At 68.2% G+C, this 13,568-nt stretch carries 16 protein-coding genes, 1 pseudogene and 1 riboswitch; of the genes and pseudogenes, 11 read left to right on the top strand and 6 right to left on the bottom strand.

What is annotated here, in order from left to right:
* Positions 1–855 (top strand): DUF4349 domain-containing protein, encoded by an 855-nt coding sequence (locus A5767_RS15460; RefSeq protein WP_006550104.1) that lies wholly within the window; start codon positions 1–3, stop codon positions 853–855.
* The gene (locus A5767_RS15465) at positions 848–1,156 is read left to right on the top strand and encodes a rhodanese-like domain-containing protein (protein ID WP_016692855.1); all 309 of its coding nucleotides are present in this window, start codon (positions 848–850) and stop codon (positions 1,154–1,156) included. The genes A5767_RS15460 and A5767_RS15465 overlap by 8 nt, the downstream gene beginning before the upstream one ends.
* On the opposite strand, the gene A5767_RS15470 is transcribed toward A5767_RS15465, so the two are convergent.
* Entirely contained in the window at positions 1,153–1,617 is a 465-nt protein-coding gene (locus A5767_RS15470) for a tRNA (cytidine(34)-2'-O)-methyltransferase (RefSeq protein WP_024101568.1), read from the bottom strand. The genes A5767_RS15465 and A5767_RS15470 overlap by 4 nt on opposite strands.
* A gap of 148 nt (positions 1,618–1,765) precedes the next feature.
* Between A5767_RS15470 and A5767_RS15475 the strand changes: the two genes are divergently transcribed.
* From A5767_RS15475 to A5767_RS15485, 3 genes are all read left to right on the top strand, one after another.
* Positions 1,766–2,449 carry an excalibur calcium-binding domain-containing protein gene (locus tag A5767_RS15475; RefSeq protein WP_064852628.1) on the top strand — a complete coding sequence of 228 codons (684 nt, stop codon included), beginning with the start codon at positions 1,766–1,768 and terminating at the stop codon, positions 2,447–2,449.
* Positions 2,450–2,565: 116 nt separating this feature from the next.
* Positions 2,566–3,597 carry an aldo/keto reductase gene (locus tag A5767_RS15480; protein ID WP_064852629.1) on the top strand — a complete coding sequence of 344 codons (1,032 nt, stop codon included), beginning with the start codon at positions 2,566–2,568 and terminating at the stop codon, positions 3,595–3,597.
* A 149-nt stretch (positions 3,598–3,746) separates the two neighbouring features.
* Entirely contained in the window at positions 3,747–4,361 is a 615-nt protein-coding gene (locus tag A5767_RS15485; protein WP_064852630.1) for a maleylpyruvate isomerase N-terminal domain-containing protein, read from the top strand.
* Between the two features lie 10 nt (positions 4,362–4,371).
* Here A5767_RS15485 and A5767_RS23775 read toward each other — a convergent pair whose 3' ends face one another.
* Together A5767_RS23775 and A5767_RS15490 are read right to left on the bottom strand one after the other, a co-directional pair.
* Entirely contained in the window at positions 4,372–4,716 is a 345-nt protein-coding gene (locus A5767_RS23775) for a glycosyltransferase (protein ID WP_231913198.1), read from the bottom strand.
* On the bottom strand, positions 4,674–5,585 hold the full coding sequence (locus tag A5767_RS15490; protein ID WP_231913199.1) for a hypothetical protein: 912 nt from the start codon (positions 5,583–5,585) through the stop codon (positions 4,674–4,676). The genes A5767_RS23775 and A5767_RS15490 overlap by 43 nt, the downstream gene beginning before the upstream one ends.
* A 119-nt stretch (positions 5,586–5,704) precedes the next feature.
* Here A5767_RS15490 and A5767_RS15495 point away from each other — a divergent pair, with 119 nt between their 5' ends.
* Genes A5767_RS15495 through A5767_RS15505 form a run of 3 tightly spaced genes read left to right on the top strand, consistent with a single transcriptional unit; the run spans position 5,705 to position 8,351 of the window.
* A complete protein-coding gene (locus A5767_RS15495; RefSeq protein WP_064852631.1) occupies positions 5,705–7,180 on the top strand; it encodes a wax ester/triacylglycerol synthase domain-containing protein in 1,476 nt (491 codons plus the stop codon).
* A 5-nt stretch (positions 7,181–7,185) separates the two neighbouring features.
* Entirely contained in the window at positions 7,186–8,040 is an 855-nt protein-coding gene (locus A5767_RS15500) for a bifunctional methylenetetrahydrofolate dehydrogenase/methenyltetrahydrofolate cyclohydrolase (protein WP_006550113.1), read from the top strand.
* Positions 8,041–8,066: 26 nt separating this feature from the next.
* Positions 8,067–8,351: a DUF3017 domain-containing protein gene (locus A5767_RS15505; RefSeq protein ID WP_033097065.1), complete on the top strand. Its 285-nt coding sequence runs from the start codon at positions 8,067–8,069 to the stop codon at positions 8,349–8,351.
* On the opposite strand, the gene metX is transcribed toward A5767_RS15505, so the two are convergent.
* A complete protein-coding gene (gene metX, locus A5767_RS15510; RefSeq protein ID WP_024101561.1) occupies positions 8,348–9,475 on the bottom strand; it encodes a homoserine O-acetyltransferase MetX in 1,128 nt (375 codons plus the stop codon). The genes A5767_RS15505 and metX overlap by 4 nt on opposite strands.
* Before the next feature lie 134 nt (positions 9,476–9,609).
* Positions 9,610–9,721: riboswitch (SAM riboswitch) on the bottom strand.
* Positions 9,722–9,991: 270 nt separating this feature from the next.
* On the opposite strand from metX, the gene A5767_RS15515 reads away from it, so the two are divergent.
* Positions 9,992–11,209: an NADP-dependent isocitrate dehydrogenase gene (locus A5767_RS15515; protein ID WP_064852632.1), complete on the top strand. Its 1,218-nt coding sequence runs from the start codon at positions 9,992–9,994 to the stop codon at positions 11,207–11,209.
* 144 nt (positions 11,210–11,353) lie between these two features.
* Positions 11,354–12,568 carry a hypothetical protein gene (locus A5767_RS15520; protein WP_064852633.1) on the top strand — a complete coding sequence of 405 codons (1,215 nt, stop codon included), beginning with the start codon at positions 11,354–11,356 and terminating at the stop codon, positions 12,566–12,568.
* Positions 12,569–12,614: 46 nt separating this feature from the next.
* Here the strand turns inward: A5767_RS15520 and A5767_RS22695 are convergent, their stop codons facing one another.
* Both A5767_RS22695 and A5767_RS24175 read right to left on the bottom strand, forming a co-directional pair.
* The gene (locus tag A5767_RS22695; protein ID WP_174556231.1) at positions 12,615–12,761 is read right to left on the bottom strand and encodes a hypothetical protein; all 147 of its coding nucleotides are present in this window, start codon (positions 12,759–12,761) and stop codon (positions 12,615–12,617) included.
* Between the two features lie 113 nt (positions 12,762–12,874).
* Positions 12,875–12,976, bottom strand: a pseudogene (locus A5767_RS24175) (IclR family transcriptional regulator); the annotation flags it as partial.
* Positions 12,977–13,112: 136 nt separating this feature from the next.
* On the opposite strand from A5767_RS24175, the gene A5767_RS15525 reads away from it, so the two are divergent.
* A partial coding sequence (locus tag A5767_RS15525) for a helix-turn-helix domain-containing protein (protein WP_064852637.1) occupies positions 13,113–13,568 on the top strand: 456 nt, incomplete at its 3' end.

Genomic DNA, 13,568 nt, shown 5'->3' on the forward strand with positions numbered 1-13,568 from the left:
GTGAAACGCCTGTGGCCGGTCTCGTTGGCTCTGTTCGCTCTGGTCGTCACCGGCTGCGACGAGGGCGGTGGAGGCGAGGGCTCCTCGGCGTCCGCGCCTGCGATCTCGGCACCGGCGATCGTCGACGGCGGTCTCCGCGAGTCGCAACCCGAAGAGGCCGACCGCAAGGAGGTCGTCACCGGCTACCTCGAGATGGATGCCGGCGATCCCGTGGCGACGGGCCGCCGGGTCGTGACGGTCGTCGAGGAAGCCGGTGGGCGCGTCGACTCGCTCACCGAACAACCCGAGGCGAGCAGCGTGCTCACGGTGCGGGTGCCCGCCGACCGGCTCGACGAGGTCGTCGACGAGATCCGCACACTCGGCCGTGTCACCAGCCTGAGCACCACCCGCGACGACGTGACGATGCAGTACACCGACCTCGAAGCCCGGGTGGGTGCGTTGCGGGCCTCGGTGGACCGCCTGCGGGCACTGCTCGAGTCGTCGGCCGACGTCGAGGCGCTGATCGCTGCAGAGACCGCGCTGGCCGAACGACAGGCCGAACTCGACAGCCTCGAGGCGCAGCGACGGCAGCTGGGCGACCGGATCGAACTGTCCACGCTCACCGTCGACATCACCACCGACCGCCTTCCCTCCGAACAGGACAGTTTCTGGGACGGGCTGGTCGCAGGATGGAACAGTCTGTGGGCCGCGCTGGGGGCAGCGGTGGTCGGTATCGGCGCCGCGCTACCGTGGGTGGCGTTCCTGTTCGTGTGTGCAGGTGTCCTCTACCTGGTCATCCGGCTCATCACCCGACGGGGACGTTCGTCCGGAACCACCGGGACGCCCGATACCGAGAGGACCGACAGCGATGCGTGAGGTCGACCTGGCCGCACTCGAATCCGCGCTCACCGACGGGGCGACCGTCATCGACGTGCGTGAACGCGACGAATACGCCCAGGTGCGCGTACCCGGCGTCACGAACATCCCGCTCAGCGAGTTCGTCGCGCGGATCGACGAGATCCCCACCGAGGGCACCGTCTACGTCGTCTGCGCCGTGGGTGGCCGCAGCCTGCAGGCCGCGCAGTATCTCGCCGGTCGCGGTGTCGACGCCGTGTCCGTCGCGGGTGGCACCGACGGATGGGCCCGCTCGGGTCGTCCGGTGGAGAGCGGCGCCTAAACCCCTCCGGGGAAACCGTGCTGCCGCCACGCCTCGTAGCAGGCGACGGCTGCGGCGTTCGACAGATTCAGCGAACGCCGCCCGGGCAGCATGGGGATACGGATCTGCTCGGTGATGTGCGGGTCGGCGAGCACCTCTGGCGACAGCCCTGTCGGTTCGGGTCCGAACAGCAGCACGTCGCCGGCCCGGTACTCGATCTCCGCATAACTCGACGTGCCGTGCGCGGTGAACGCGAGCACCCGCTCGGGGACCAGCGCCGCCCACGCCGCCTCGAGGCTGCTGTGCACGGTGACCGACGCGAGATCGTGGTAGTCCAGGCCTGCGCGGCGCAGCTTCGGCTCGGACAGGTCGAAACCGAGGGGTTCCACCAGGTGCAGTTCCGCGCCGGTCGCGGCGACCATGCGTATGGCATTGCCGGTGTTGGGGGGAATGCGCGGCTCGTGGAACATCACTCTGAACACGATGCAGGTTAACAAGTCGGCACTGTGTGGCCCGGCTCGCACGCCCCGCCCACCCACCTGCCTCGGTGAGTTTTCCGAGTTGGCGGTGTAACACACCGATCGGTACCGGCGACGTTCTGCGGAACGTATTCCTCAGAACGGATCGAGCATGAATCCTCCTGCCGGTTGGCATCCCGACCCCTACGACCCGTCCATCGATCGCTACTGGGACGGTCAGCAGTGGACGAACCAGACCAGACCCAGGGGCAGCGGCGACCCCACTCAGGTGTTCGGGGCTGTCGGCCAGGGCGGCAATCCCCCTGCTGCAGGTGGGTCGAAGCGGCGCAAGTGGCCGTGGGCGTTCGGCGCCGGCCTCGTCGGACTCGTGGCGCTCGGCGCCGCTGTCGGTGACGAGGAACCGAAGACGGAAACCTCCTCGGTGGTGTCCACGACGAGCAGTTCGGTGGCTCCGACCACGACGACGGCGAAGCCCGCCACGACCACGCCCCGGACGACGACACCGGCGCCCACCACGACCTCCGACTCGCCTGCTGTGGTGCCGTTGGTTCCCCAGGTCGGAACGACCGTCGTGGAAACGACGACGGAGTACACCCCGCCGCCCGCTCCCGCCTACACCCCGCCGGCGACGACGGAGTACACGTCGCCGCCGGTGATGGAGTACACGCCCCCGCCCGCTCCTGCGTACACGCCGCCGCCGGTTCAGCAACCGTCGGCGTCGTACGAAAACTGCGCCGAAGCGAGAGCAGCAGGTGTCGCCCCGATCCTGAAGGGAGAACCCGGATACGGCACACATCTCGACAGGGACAAGGACGGCATCGCCTGCGACAAGTAGTGCGCGCTCCGGTGTTTTGTGCGCAGTCTGAGCGGAACCGGTGACAGTCCGGAAGTGCCCGTGATCGAGTGTCGTGGACCCGAATTTCCGCTGGAACCGAAAGGCGAACCCCGCCGATGTCGCACGGCACCGTCGAAACCCCGTACACCGCATCCGAGAACCGTTACGAGACGATTCCCTACCGGCGCTCGGGGCGGTCCGGGCTCGACCTGCCGGCCTTCTCGTTCGGGCTGTGGCAGAAATTCGGCACCGACTACCCCTTCGAGGCACAGCGGGAGATCATCCTCCACGCCTTCGACCGCGGAATCACCCACTTCGACAACGCCGACCGGTACGGTCCGCCGCACCGCGCCGCGCAGAAGAACTTCGGCCGGATCCTCGGCAGGGACCTCGCGCCCTACCGGGACGAAATCATCCTGTCGACGAAGGCCGGCAACCCGATCGGTCCCGGTCCCTACCAGAAGGGCGGGTCGCGCAAGTCGCTGCTGGGCTCGCTCGAGCACAGCCTGCGTGACCTCGGCACCGACTACGTCGACATCTTCTACAGCCACAGTCCCGACCTGACGGCCCCGCTCGAGGAGACCGTCGGGGCACTCGTCTCCGCCGTCGAGCAGGGGAAGGCGCTCTACGTCGGCATCTCGAACTACCAACCGGATCGTGCGCATGAGGCCGCGACACTTCTGCGGGAAGCCGGTGTCCCGCTGCTCGTCCACCAGCCGCGCTACTCGATCTTCGACCGCAGCGTCGAGCAGAACGGTCTGCTCGACGCGGCCGAGCAGGACGGCTTCGGACTCGTCGTGTATTCGCCGCTCGCACAGGGACTTCTGACGGACAAGTATCTCGAGACCATCCCGGACGGTGCGCGAGCGGTAAACAGTGCGTTCCTCTCCCCGGACGTGATCGACGAGACCTACCGGCAGCGCGTCACCGAACTCGACAAGCTCGCCCGGTCGCGTGGGCAGTCGCTGGCCCAGCTGGCGCTGCAGTGGGTGCTCCGGCAGCCCGCCGTGACCTCGGCGCTCGTCGGCGCGAGTTCGACCTGGCAGCTCGACCATAATCTCGAGGCGCTGAACTTCCCGTCGCTCACCGACGACGAGCTCGCCGTCATCGACGAGTACGGTGTCCACGGCACCCGCCTCGGTCTCTGACATGACCGCCATCCGGCTCTACGAGAAGCTGGGATTCACGTTGCGCGAGCGATCCGTGCCGACCCGCGTGCGCACACCGACGGTGTAGCCGGGAGACGCGTGCTTTCATTCTCGTGTCGGGTTCGATCCGGTCGGCCGCGGGAGATGTCATGGAATCGCCGGTAGCGACGTATGTCTCGGCGGTACGCAGCTTCGCGGAGTTGGTCCGTGCCGTGCCGGAGGGCCGCTGGGACGGTCCGGGCCTGGGTGAGTGGGACCTCCGAGCACTGATCGGACACACCTCACGCTCGTTGACGACCGTCATGACCTATCTCGACAGTCCTGCCGACACCGAGGACCTCGCGAGCGCGGAGCAGTACTACGTCCACGTCAAGGAACTGACCTCGGTCCTCGGCGCGGAGGACATCGTCGAACGTGGACGGCGTGCCGGTGCCGACCTCGGTGACGACCCGGTGGCGACGATCGGTGCCCTGTCGGCTGCGGTGATCGAGCGGCTCGGTACCGGGGAGGATCGTCTGATCCGGGTGATCGGAGGATCGGGGATCCGGCTGCATTCCTACCTCCCGACACGCACCTTCGAACTCGCCGTCCACGGTCTCGACATCGCCGACGCCGCGGATGTTCCCTACGAACCTCCCGCCGAGGTTCTCGAGCAGTCCGCCCTGTTGGCGGCGAGAATCGCTCTGGCACTCGGCGACGGCACGACCGTGCTGCGGGCATTGACCGGTCGGATGGCGTTGCCGAACGGCTATTCCGTCGTGTGAGCGGAGAGGTTCAGCGCAGCCGGGACCGGAACATCCGATCCTCGAGCAGCGCGAGCACGGATGCCGGGGGAGGCAATCGTGAGATCTCGTCGCGCAATTGCTCGGCCCCGCGGCGGAGAGAGCGCGAGGACAGCGCGTCGAGGGTGATCCCTCCGATCTCCGCCGAGGTTACGGTGACGGGATCGACCGTGGGCCCTGCGCCCAGCGCGACCAGCCGTCGGGCGTTGAGTTCCTGGTCCGCGCCCATCGGAAGCGCGACGACCGGAACGCCGTGGGTGAGCGCACCGATGACGCTGCCCGATCCGCCGTGGTTTACGACGACATCGACGTGCGGGAGCACGGCCGACTGGGGCACGAACCGCTCGATGCGGACGTTGCCGCCCGGTGACGGCAGGTGGCCGGGTCGATGTCCCGGCCGACGGTGACGAGCACGCGCGCAGGTAGTCGGTGCAGCCCCCGGAGGAGACGGACGATGAGATCACCGGACTCGGTGTTGAAGACGGTACCCAGCGTGACGTACACGCGGTGGGGCTTCTTGCCGCTACGAAGCCAGTCGATCGCAGGGTGTTCGCGGGATGCGAGCGACGGGCCCGGCCCTGTCGAGACGGCTGTGGGAGGCAACGGGACATCAGGATCACGGAACGACGGTGGGAACGGTGAGATGACCAAATCCTGTGTCAGGAAAGAGCACTCGTGATCGGAAGGGAGGTCGTGGGCGGCCCGTAGTCGTCGCAGTGGCTCACAGATGCGGTCGATCCGGGTGAGTGCTCCGGACGCGATGACGGCGACCACCACGCGGGGAACAGCGGCGTGTTCGGCCGCCGTCATCGCACCGAAGTCCATCTCGTCGCAGATCACCAGATCCGGATGCCAGCGGTCGATGACATCGCGGACCAGGTCGAATCGTCGCGCCGCGAGCACACCGGCGAAGTGGGTGCCGATCACCGAGTACTCGTGGTCGAGGTCGGGAGGAGCGAGCGTGCCCGTGGACCGACCGGAAGGAGATGTCGTCTCCCCCTCGGGGAAGTGCGCGTCGAAGCCTTCGGTGCCTGCGAGGACGTCCGCCTCCCCGCACACGCCGAGACTGTGGCCGGCCCCGCGCAGGACGTCGGCGATCGGGAGCATCGGTGCGAGATGGCCGAGGCCGCCTGCGAACGAGAACAGGACGCGACGCACGGCCCGGCCTCGTGTACTGCCGGTCGTCGATCCGACTCGGTGCGCCATGGCCGAATTACACCGCTCCGCGCTCGTGTACGCGAATCGTCGACCGGGTGTGGCCCCGGGCGGTAACTGGTTCAATCGAGAGGCACGAGCAGCGGGCGACCCGGGAGAGAACCATCGCGATGACACGCCGACGCGGGATCAGACTGGCCGCGCGGGACGCGCTCCACGTCTTCGTGGGGGACACCGACCCCGAAGCTCCGCCGTCGACCATGGTGAGCTTCTACGTGTTCGACGCCCGGGGAGGCGAGGCCCCCATCCGCACACGTGGGGACGCCGTCACCTGGATCGGGGAGCGCCTGCATCGCACACCGGCGCTCACCCGACGCCTGCACCGCGTGCCGGCGAACCTCGACTTCCCGTACTGGGTCGAGACCGGCGTCGATCCGGACGATCACGTCCGGTACGAGACGATCGGACCGACCTCGCGCAGCGGGTTGCATCGGCTGCTCGCGTCGATGAAGGAACGCTGCCTCGATCTGTCCGCACCGCCGTGGGAAGTGCACGTCCTGACCGACATCCGCGGTGTCGAGGACCTTCCCGAGGGCGCCACCATCGTCGCGTTGCTCCTGCACCACTCGGTGACCGACGGGCTCGGAGCCGTCGAGATCGCTCGTGCACTGCTCGACGATCCGGCTGCCGCCCCTTCGGCGGGAGGACGCGTCGTCGCCGTGCCGGGACCGGTCCGCGCGGCGGTCTCGCTGCCCTTCCGGTACGCGAGGATGCTCCCGGCTCTGGTCGCAGCACGTCGCGCTCGACGAGCACTGGGTGGTCTCACCGCATCGGGGGAGATCACCGCCCCCCGGCCGCAGCGTCCCCGCACCCGCTTCGACACCGACGCCGGCAGCGCCTGGCAGCTCGGCGTCGTCCGTATGCCGTTGCCGGAGGTGCGTGCCGTCGCGCGCGCCACGGATACCTCGGTGAACGACGTGATCCTGACGGTCGTCTCGGGCGGACTACGCGCCTACCTCGCATCCTACGAGGAAATTCCCACCGATTCACCGGCGGCGATCGTTCCGGGATCCCTCCGGGACGGAGCGGGAGCGGAGTCGGAGAACAAGGTCACGCTCATGTATGTCGACCTGCACCTCGATCGGCCTGATCCGCGCGAGCGACTCCGCCGAGTCCACGAGTCGGCTGCTCTCGAGAAACAGCGCATCCGGCGTCCGGAGTCGGCTGCCTCCGTTGCGGCGGTGGATGCATCGCCCGCGTTCGACCTGGCGATGACGATCCGGAGAGCGCACCGCGGGCGGGTGGGGCCCACGGGAGACGTGGTGCCGCTGGCCAACACCACCGTGACGAATGTGCCGCGCGGGCCGGTCGAGGGCCTCCGATTCGGTGGCAGTCCCGCCGTCGAGGCGATCGGTACTCCGATGCTCAACCGGAACTACGGTCTCGTCCACTCCGTGACCTCGCTCGGCGAGGTTCTCACCTTGTCCTTTCTGGCCTCGGACTCTTGCATGCCCGACCCCGAGCAGTACGAGCGGCACCTCGCCGAAGCCTTCGCGGAACTATCCCGGGACTGCCTGCCTCCCGGCGCGCGGACGGTTTCCGGTACCGGCCGCGATTCGACGCCGGACGGGCGCCTGGAAGAATGAACGACGTGACTGCGACGATCCTGGACGGCAAAGCAACCCGCGACGAAATCTTCGAGGACCTGAAGGTCCGCGTGGATGCGCTGAAGGCCAAGGGCGTCACGCCCGGTCTCGGCACGATCCTCGTCGGCGACGATCCGGGATCCGCGGCCTATGTGCGCGGTAAGCACAACGACTGCGCGAAGGTCGGCATCACGTCGATCCGCAAGGACCTGCCCGCCGACATCACCCAGGAACAGCTGTTCGAGGCGATCGACGAGCTCAACGCCGACCCTGCCTGCACCGGCTACATAGTCCAGCTCCCGCTGCCGAAGCATCTCGACGAGAACGCGGCGCTCGAGCGCATGGATCCGGGCAAGGACGCCGACGGATTGCACCCGGTCAACCTCGGCCGGCTCGTGCTCGGCAAGGAGGCTCCGCTGCCCTGCACGCCGCGCGGCATCATCCACCTGCTGCGCCGCTACGACGTGGAGATCGCCGGCGCGCACGTGGTGGTGGTCGGTCGTGGCGTCACCGTCGGCCGCCCGATCGGTCTGCTGCTGACCCGTCGTTCGGAGAACGCGACGGTCACCCTCTGCCACACCGGCACTCGTGATCTCGCTGCAGAGGTGCGTCGCGCCGACATCATCGTCGCCGCCGCAGGTGTTCCCGGGCTGGTGACGGCGGACATGGTCAAGCCCGGCGCCGCTGTGCTGGACGTGGGTGTCTCCCGCACCGAGGACGGACTGCGCGGCGACGTCGCCGCGGACGTGCGCGAGGTCGCGGGCTTCGTGTCCCCGAACCCCGGTGGCGTCGGACCGCTCACCCGCGCCTTCCTGCTGACCAACGTCGTGGAGCGGGCCGAGCTGCTCGCGACCCGATAAGCGGGTCGACGACCCCGGGAGACGAGATGGCTCAGGCTATGCGATTCACGCGTCTGAACCTGCCGCTGCTCGCGGTCACCCTGGTGATCGCGGCAGCGGTGATCTTGGTGATCGCCGATCGGTGGCGACGCGGAGCGTTCGTCTTCGGCGGCGCCACCATCCTCGCCGGCCTGTTCCGCTGGGCTCTCGACGAGGACAAGGTCGGTGTCCTCGCGGTACGCGGCAAGGCGTTCGACGTCGCCTCGATGATGGTCGTCGGCGGAATCGTGGTGGCGCTCGCCGCGTCGATCGACCCGCTGGGAACCGACTAGCCCTCGGCGAGCTTCATCAGTTCGACGAGGAGCTTCGCGACCTCGTCGGCCTCGGTGAGGAATCCGTCGTGTCCGTCGCGGGAGACGAGCACACGCAGGTCGCCCGATCCCGGGAGCAGATCGGCGATCTCCTGCTGCAGGCGCAGCGGGTACAGGCGGTCGGAGTCGACGCCGGCGACGATCGTCGGGACCGGGGTGGACGCGAGTGCGGCCTCGACGCCGCCGCGTCCGCGCCCGACGTCGTGCCGGTTCATCACGTCGGACAACACCACGTAGGTGCCGGGATCGAAACGCGCGACGAGCTTGCGCGCCTGGTGCTCGAGATAGCTCTGCACGGCGTACCGGCCGCCGCGCCACGGGTCCTCGTCGTCCTGGGGTAGATTCCCGAAGCGCGTGTCGAGTTCGAGTTCGGTCCGGTAGGTGAGGTGCGCGATGGTCCGGGCGATGGCGAGTCCGGCTTCGGGACGCCGCCCCGTGCCGTAGTAGTCGCCGCCCTGCCAGTCGGGGTCGGCCGTGATGGCAGCCATCTGCGCGGTCTGGGTGCCGATCTGGTCGGCGGTCGCGCGGGCACCGGTGGCGAGGACGAGCGACGCTCGCACCCGCTCCGGGTACGCGATGATCCACTCGAGGGTGCGCATGCCACCCATCGATCCGCCGGTCACGGCGGCGAGGACGTCGATGCCGAGCCTGTCGAGCAGCGCCACCTCGGCCGCCACCTGGTCGCGCACGGTGATCAGCGGGAAGCGGGATCCCCAGGCCTTGCCGTCGGGTGCGGTGCTGCCGGGGCCGGTGGTGCCGCGGCACCCGCCGAGAATGTTCGTCGAAACCACGCACCAGCGGTCGGTGTCGATCGGAGCACCGGGGCCGACCATGCCCGACCACCAGCCGGGGGACGGATGGTCCGGTCCGGCGGGGCCGGTGACGTGCGAGTCGCCGGTGAGGGCGTGTTCGACGAGCACCACGTTGTCGCGGGCGGGGGACAGTTCGCCCCACCTCTGCACGGCGACGGTGACGTTCGGCAGCGTCTCGCCGCTCTCGAGCGCGAGATCGCCGATGTCGATGGTGTCGAGGCGTCCGTCTGCCGGGGGCAGTTCGACGCGACGCCGCTCGGTGCCCGCCGTCAAGAGATGACCGCCTCGAGGCTCGCGGTGGGCCGGCAGCGCCGGCTGCGGATGTCGGTCATCGTGTCCTTCCGGCGGTGATGGGAGGTGTGATCGTGACTTGGGTGCGACAGCACATCATCATCTCAGTCCTCCCGACAACAGGCTTGTCGGTGGGGTTCCACCGACCGTGTCATCACCCGGAGCACCCCACCCCGGTCGGAGGGTTGCCGGCCAGCAAGCCGGGGCTTGACGCTGGCACTCATGACTTTCCCGGCAGTCTAGCGACTCTCCGTTGCAGGGTCTTTATGCACCCTCTGAACATCCCTGACCAGCAGGAAAGTTACCGGTCGGTAGGGCGTGAGGGTGGGACGAGGCGCTTTGCGGTCGTCGGCAATAGCAGTACGCTTGTCATGTTTGGCCGCGGTTCAGGACGTGGACACGGCCATGCTCGCTGCTCGCGAGCCGACGGCGACCGCACCCACAAAGTGCGGTCGATTGGGGACCTACAGAAACGTCCTAGGAGGACACGAAACGCATATGTCCAAGATCAAGGTTGAAGGTAAGGTCGTCGAACTCGACGGCGACGAGATGACCCGCATCATCTGGCAGTTCATCAAGGACAAGCTGATCCACCCGTACCTGGACGTGGATCTCGAGTACTACGACCTCGGCGTGGAGAACCGCGACGCCACCGACGACCAGGTGACGGTCGATGCGGCGAACGCCATCAAGAAGTACAACGTCGGCGTCAAGTGCGCCACCATCACCCCCGACGAAGCGCGCGTCGAGGAGTTCGGTCTGAAGAAGATGTGGCGGTCGCCCAACGGCACCATCCGTAACATCCTCGGCGGCACCATCTTCCGCGCCCCCATCATCATCTCGAACGTGCCGCGTCTGGTGCCGGGCTGGACCAAGCCCGTCATCGTCGGCCGTCACGCGTTCGGCGATCAGTACCGCGCCACCGACTTCAAGGTCGACCGCCCGGGCACCGTCACCATCACCTTCACGCCCGAGGACGGCAGCGAGCCGATCCAGCACGAGGTCTGCCAGATCCCCGAGGACGGCGGCGTCGTGATGGGTATGTACAACTACAAGAAGTCCATCCAGGACTTCGCGCGCGCCTCGCTCTCGTACGGCCTGCAGCGCAACTACCCGGTCTACCTGTCGACCAAGAACACGATCCTGAAGGCCTACGACGGCATGTTCAAGGACGAGTTCCAGCGGATCTACGAGGAAGAGTTCAAGGCGGAGTTCGACGCCGCCGGTCTCACCTACGAGCACCGCCTCATCGACGACATGGTCGCATCGTCCCTCAAGTGGGAGGGCGGCTACGTCTGGGCCTGCAAGAACTACGACGGCGACGTCCAGTCCGACACCGTCGCGCAGGGCTACGGCTCGCTGGGGCTGATGACCTCCGTCCTGATGACCCCGGATGGCAAGACCGTCGAGGCGGAGGCCGCACACGGCACCGTCACCCGGCACTACCGTCAGCACCAGCAGGGCAAGCCGACGTCGACCAACCCGATCGCGTCGATCTTCGCCTGGACCCGTGGCCTCGAGCACCGCGGCAAGCTGGACAACACCCCCGAGGTCATCGAGTTCGCGCAGCAGCTCGAGGACGTCGTCATCAAGACCGTCGAAGCCGGTCAGATGACCAAGGACCTCGCCCTGCTCGTCGGCCCCGAGCAGGGCTGGCTGACCACCGAGGAGTTCCTCGCAGCACTCGACGAGAACCTGCAGAAGGCTCGCGCCTGATCTTCCGCTCCGTTCTCGACAGCACGTACACGGGACGCCCCAATCGGGCGTCCCGTGTCGTGTTCCCGAGCACTCCCGGCACCGGCTACCGTTTCGTGTACCACTGTCAGTCGCATCACCGTAGGGCTCGGGAGGAGGACGGCCGTGACCACCACTGCCACCGACTCCGAAGCCCGCGGCGGAGCGCACGCCCGCCGGTGGTTCTGGACCCGGGTATGGATGCTGATGTTCGGCTCGGCGCTGGCCTACCTGCCCGTCGCGCTCGCGCCGAATCTGATCCACGCGATCGCCCGCCGCACCGACGAACTGGCCTACGACCGGTCCACGCCGGTGCGCAGCGGCGTGCTCACCACCCTCACGATGGGTGAGGCCGCCGCCGTCCTCGGGGTGCTCGCCGCCCTCGTCATCGCGCTCAATCTCATCGCGTGGTCGCTCGGACCGGTCATCGCCGCCGAGGGTTCGTCCCGATCGACCGAGGCGTTGCGCCTCGAGCACCTCGAACTGTGCGGGTCGGTGTTCGGTGTCGGAGCGACGATGACCTTCATCGCAGCGCTGCTCGACGGTCTCCCGCACTCCGTGGATCTGGCGGCGCTGCTGCTGTTCCCGGCGGTCTTCGTGATCGTGGTACTCAGCCAGGACCTGTTCCTCGCGACCCAACGCGGCGTCGGTGCCCGCCGTCGTCTGCGCCGGGAGGCGTCGCTGCTGCGCCGACGTGAACTGCTCGCCACGGCGGCGAGGCTGCGACCGGGCGACCCGCGGGTCGCCGGCCACCCCTTCGCGGCGCTCGCCGTCGAACTCGCGGTCCTGGCCGTCGTCACGGTGGTGACGGGGCTCCTCATGATCGTGGTGTTCGACGACGAGTCGGGCTCCGGGCCCTTCCTGGATTCCTCGGACATGGTCTTCGTGGTGGTCACGTCCGCGATCACGATGTTCACGGCCGTCGTCCTCGTGCTGTGGACGGTCCGCTGCTGGTTGCTCCGCCGATACGTCGGCGCGGTCCTGGCCGCGGCGTTGGGTGGCACCCTCTACGTCGTGGTCGGTGCGGGAATCGTGTGGGCGGCACTCGACGAGGACGCCGTCGCCGAGGCGATCGCCTCCGCCGCCGTCCTGTACGCCTGGATAGTCCTGCCGGCCGCCGTCCTGCTCCTCGGCACCGTCGGGGTGGGCCGTCGGGGTCGCTTCCCGGGTGTCACTGCCGCCCTGCGCGCCGCGGTGCTGCGCGAGCGGTACCGGGTGCGGCGCGCCGAGCTCGACGGTGGTCGGAGGAACGGTCGAGCGGAGGGTTCCGTCCCGCCGCTCCGTCATCTGATCGTGCGGGCGCGCACCGTCGCCCGTGTCGCTCCGGCGGACCGGACATGACGACGGGGACGTCCTCCTCGGAGGACGGCCCCGTCGATCCACTCGTCTACCGGTGCGCGCCCACCGGATCGCGGTGCGTAGCGCGCTGCCGCTCCGTCTGCTCGGTCAGCAGGTGGCCGAACAGACCCCCGGCGCGCAGCCATTCCCACTCGAGGGGAGTGTCGATCCGGGAGAGCGCCGTGCCCTCCCACACGATCTCGCCTGCACGGCGGACCCGGACGGTGATCTCGGTGGTCGATCCGAGAGCGGCCAGTCCACCACCGTCGACTTGGGGAGCCCGGTGATCCCGACGAGTTCGCGCAGCGTCCGGATCGGGTGCTCGGCGTCGAATGCGTTGAGCAGATCGAACGCGCGGGCGACGCTCCGCACGCCGCCGTCGGCTCCGGCGACCGTCGATGCCTGTGTCATGCGAGTCACTCCAGGCCCACAGAACAGTCCGAGCAATCCGCAGAATGGAACACATGAGTGTTTCCCAGTAGAGATATTTCGGTAATAGGGTGTGTCGTTGCACTTGATTCACACCGCGCTGCTTGATCATTGACGAATGGCAGGGAAGAAGACTGGTTCCGGCGAGGAGCCCAACTACCGGAAAGCCAAGCAACGTGGCGCTCGACGCGATTTCGAGGCGTTGCGTGACCGGCGAATGCGCGCCGCGGAGATGTTCGCCGCAGGACGACGACAGATCGATGTCGCGGTCGAACTGGAGGTGACCCAGCAGACCGCCTCACGCTGGTATCGGCAATGGGCCGACGGGGGCAGTGACGCACTCGAAGGGCCCAGGCGAGCTGGACGCCGGCCCCGCCTCGACGACACCCAGATCGAAGTGATCCGAGAGGAATTGCTCAAAGGACCCCAAGCTCATGGCTTCGCCACCGGGGTGTGGACCCTGGGACGGGTCGCGATCGTCATCGAGCGGCTCACCGGCGTGACCTACGGACCCACCCAGACCTGGACGATCCTGCGGACCCGGCTCGGCTGGAGCCGGCGGCGGCCCGCACGG

Origin of the sequence: Rhodococcus sp. 852002-51564_SCH6189132-a (genome assembly GCF_001665495.1) — a bacterium.
Taxonomy (GTDB): domain Bacteria; phylum Actinomycetota; class Actinomycetes; order Mycobacteriales; family Mycobacteriaceae; genus Rhodococcus; species Rhodococcus pyridinivorans.

Coding starts and splice junctions, on each gene's coding strand:
- A5767_RS15465 (WP_016692855.1), top strand. CDS start 848: ATGCGTGAGGTCGACCTGGCCGCACTCGAATCCGCGCTCACCGACGGG.
- A5767_RS15475 (WP_064852628.1), top strand. CDS start 1,766: ATGAATCCTCCTGCCGGTTGGCATCCCGACCCCTACGACCCGTCCATC.
- A5767_RS15480 (WP_064852629.1), top strand. CDS start 2,566: ATGTCGCACGGCACCGTCGAAACCCCGTACACCGCATCCGAGAACCGT.
- A5767_RS15485 (WP_064852630.1), top strand. CDS start 3,747: ATGGAATCGCCGGTAGCGACGTATGTCTCGGCGGTACGCAGCTTCGCG.
- A5767_RS15490 (WP_231913199.1), bottom strand. CDS start 5,585: ATGGCGCACCGAGTCGGATCGACGACCGGCAGTACACGAGGCCGGGCC.
- A5767_RS15495 (WP_064852631.1), top strand. CDS start 5,705: ATGACACGCCGACGCGGGATCAGACTGGCCGCGCGGGACGCGCTCCAC.
- A5767_RS15505 (WP_033097065.1), top strand. CDS start 8,067: ATGGCTCAGGCTATGCGATTCACGCGTCTGAACCTGCCGCTGCTCGCG.
- A5767_RS15515 (WP_064852632.1), top strand. CDS start 9,992: ATGTCCAAGATCAAGGTTGAAGGTAAGGTCGTCGAACTCGACGGCGAC.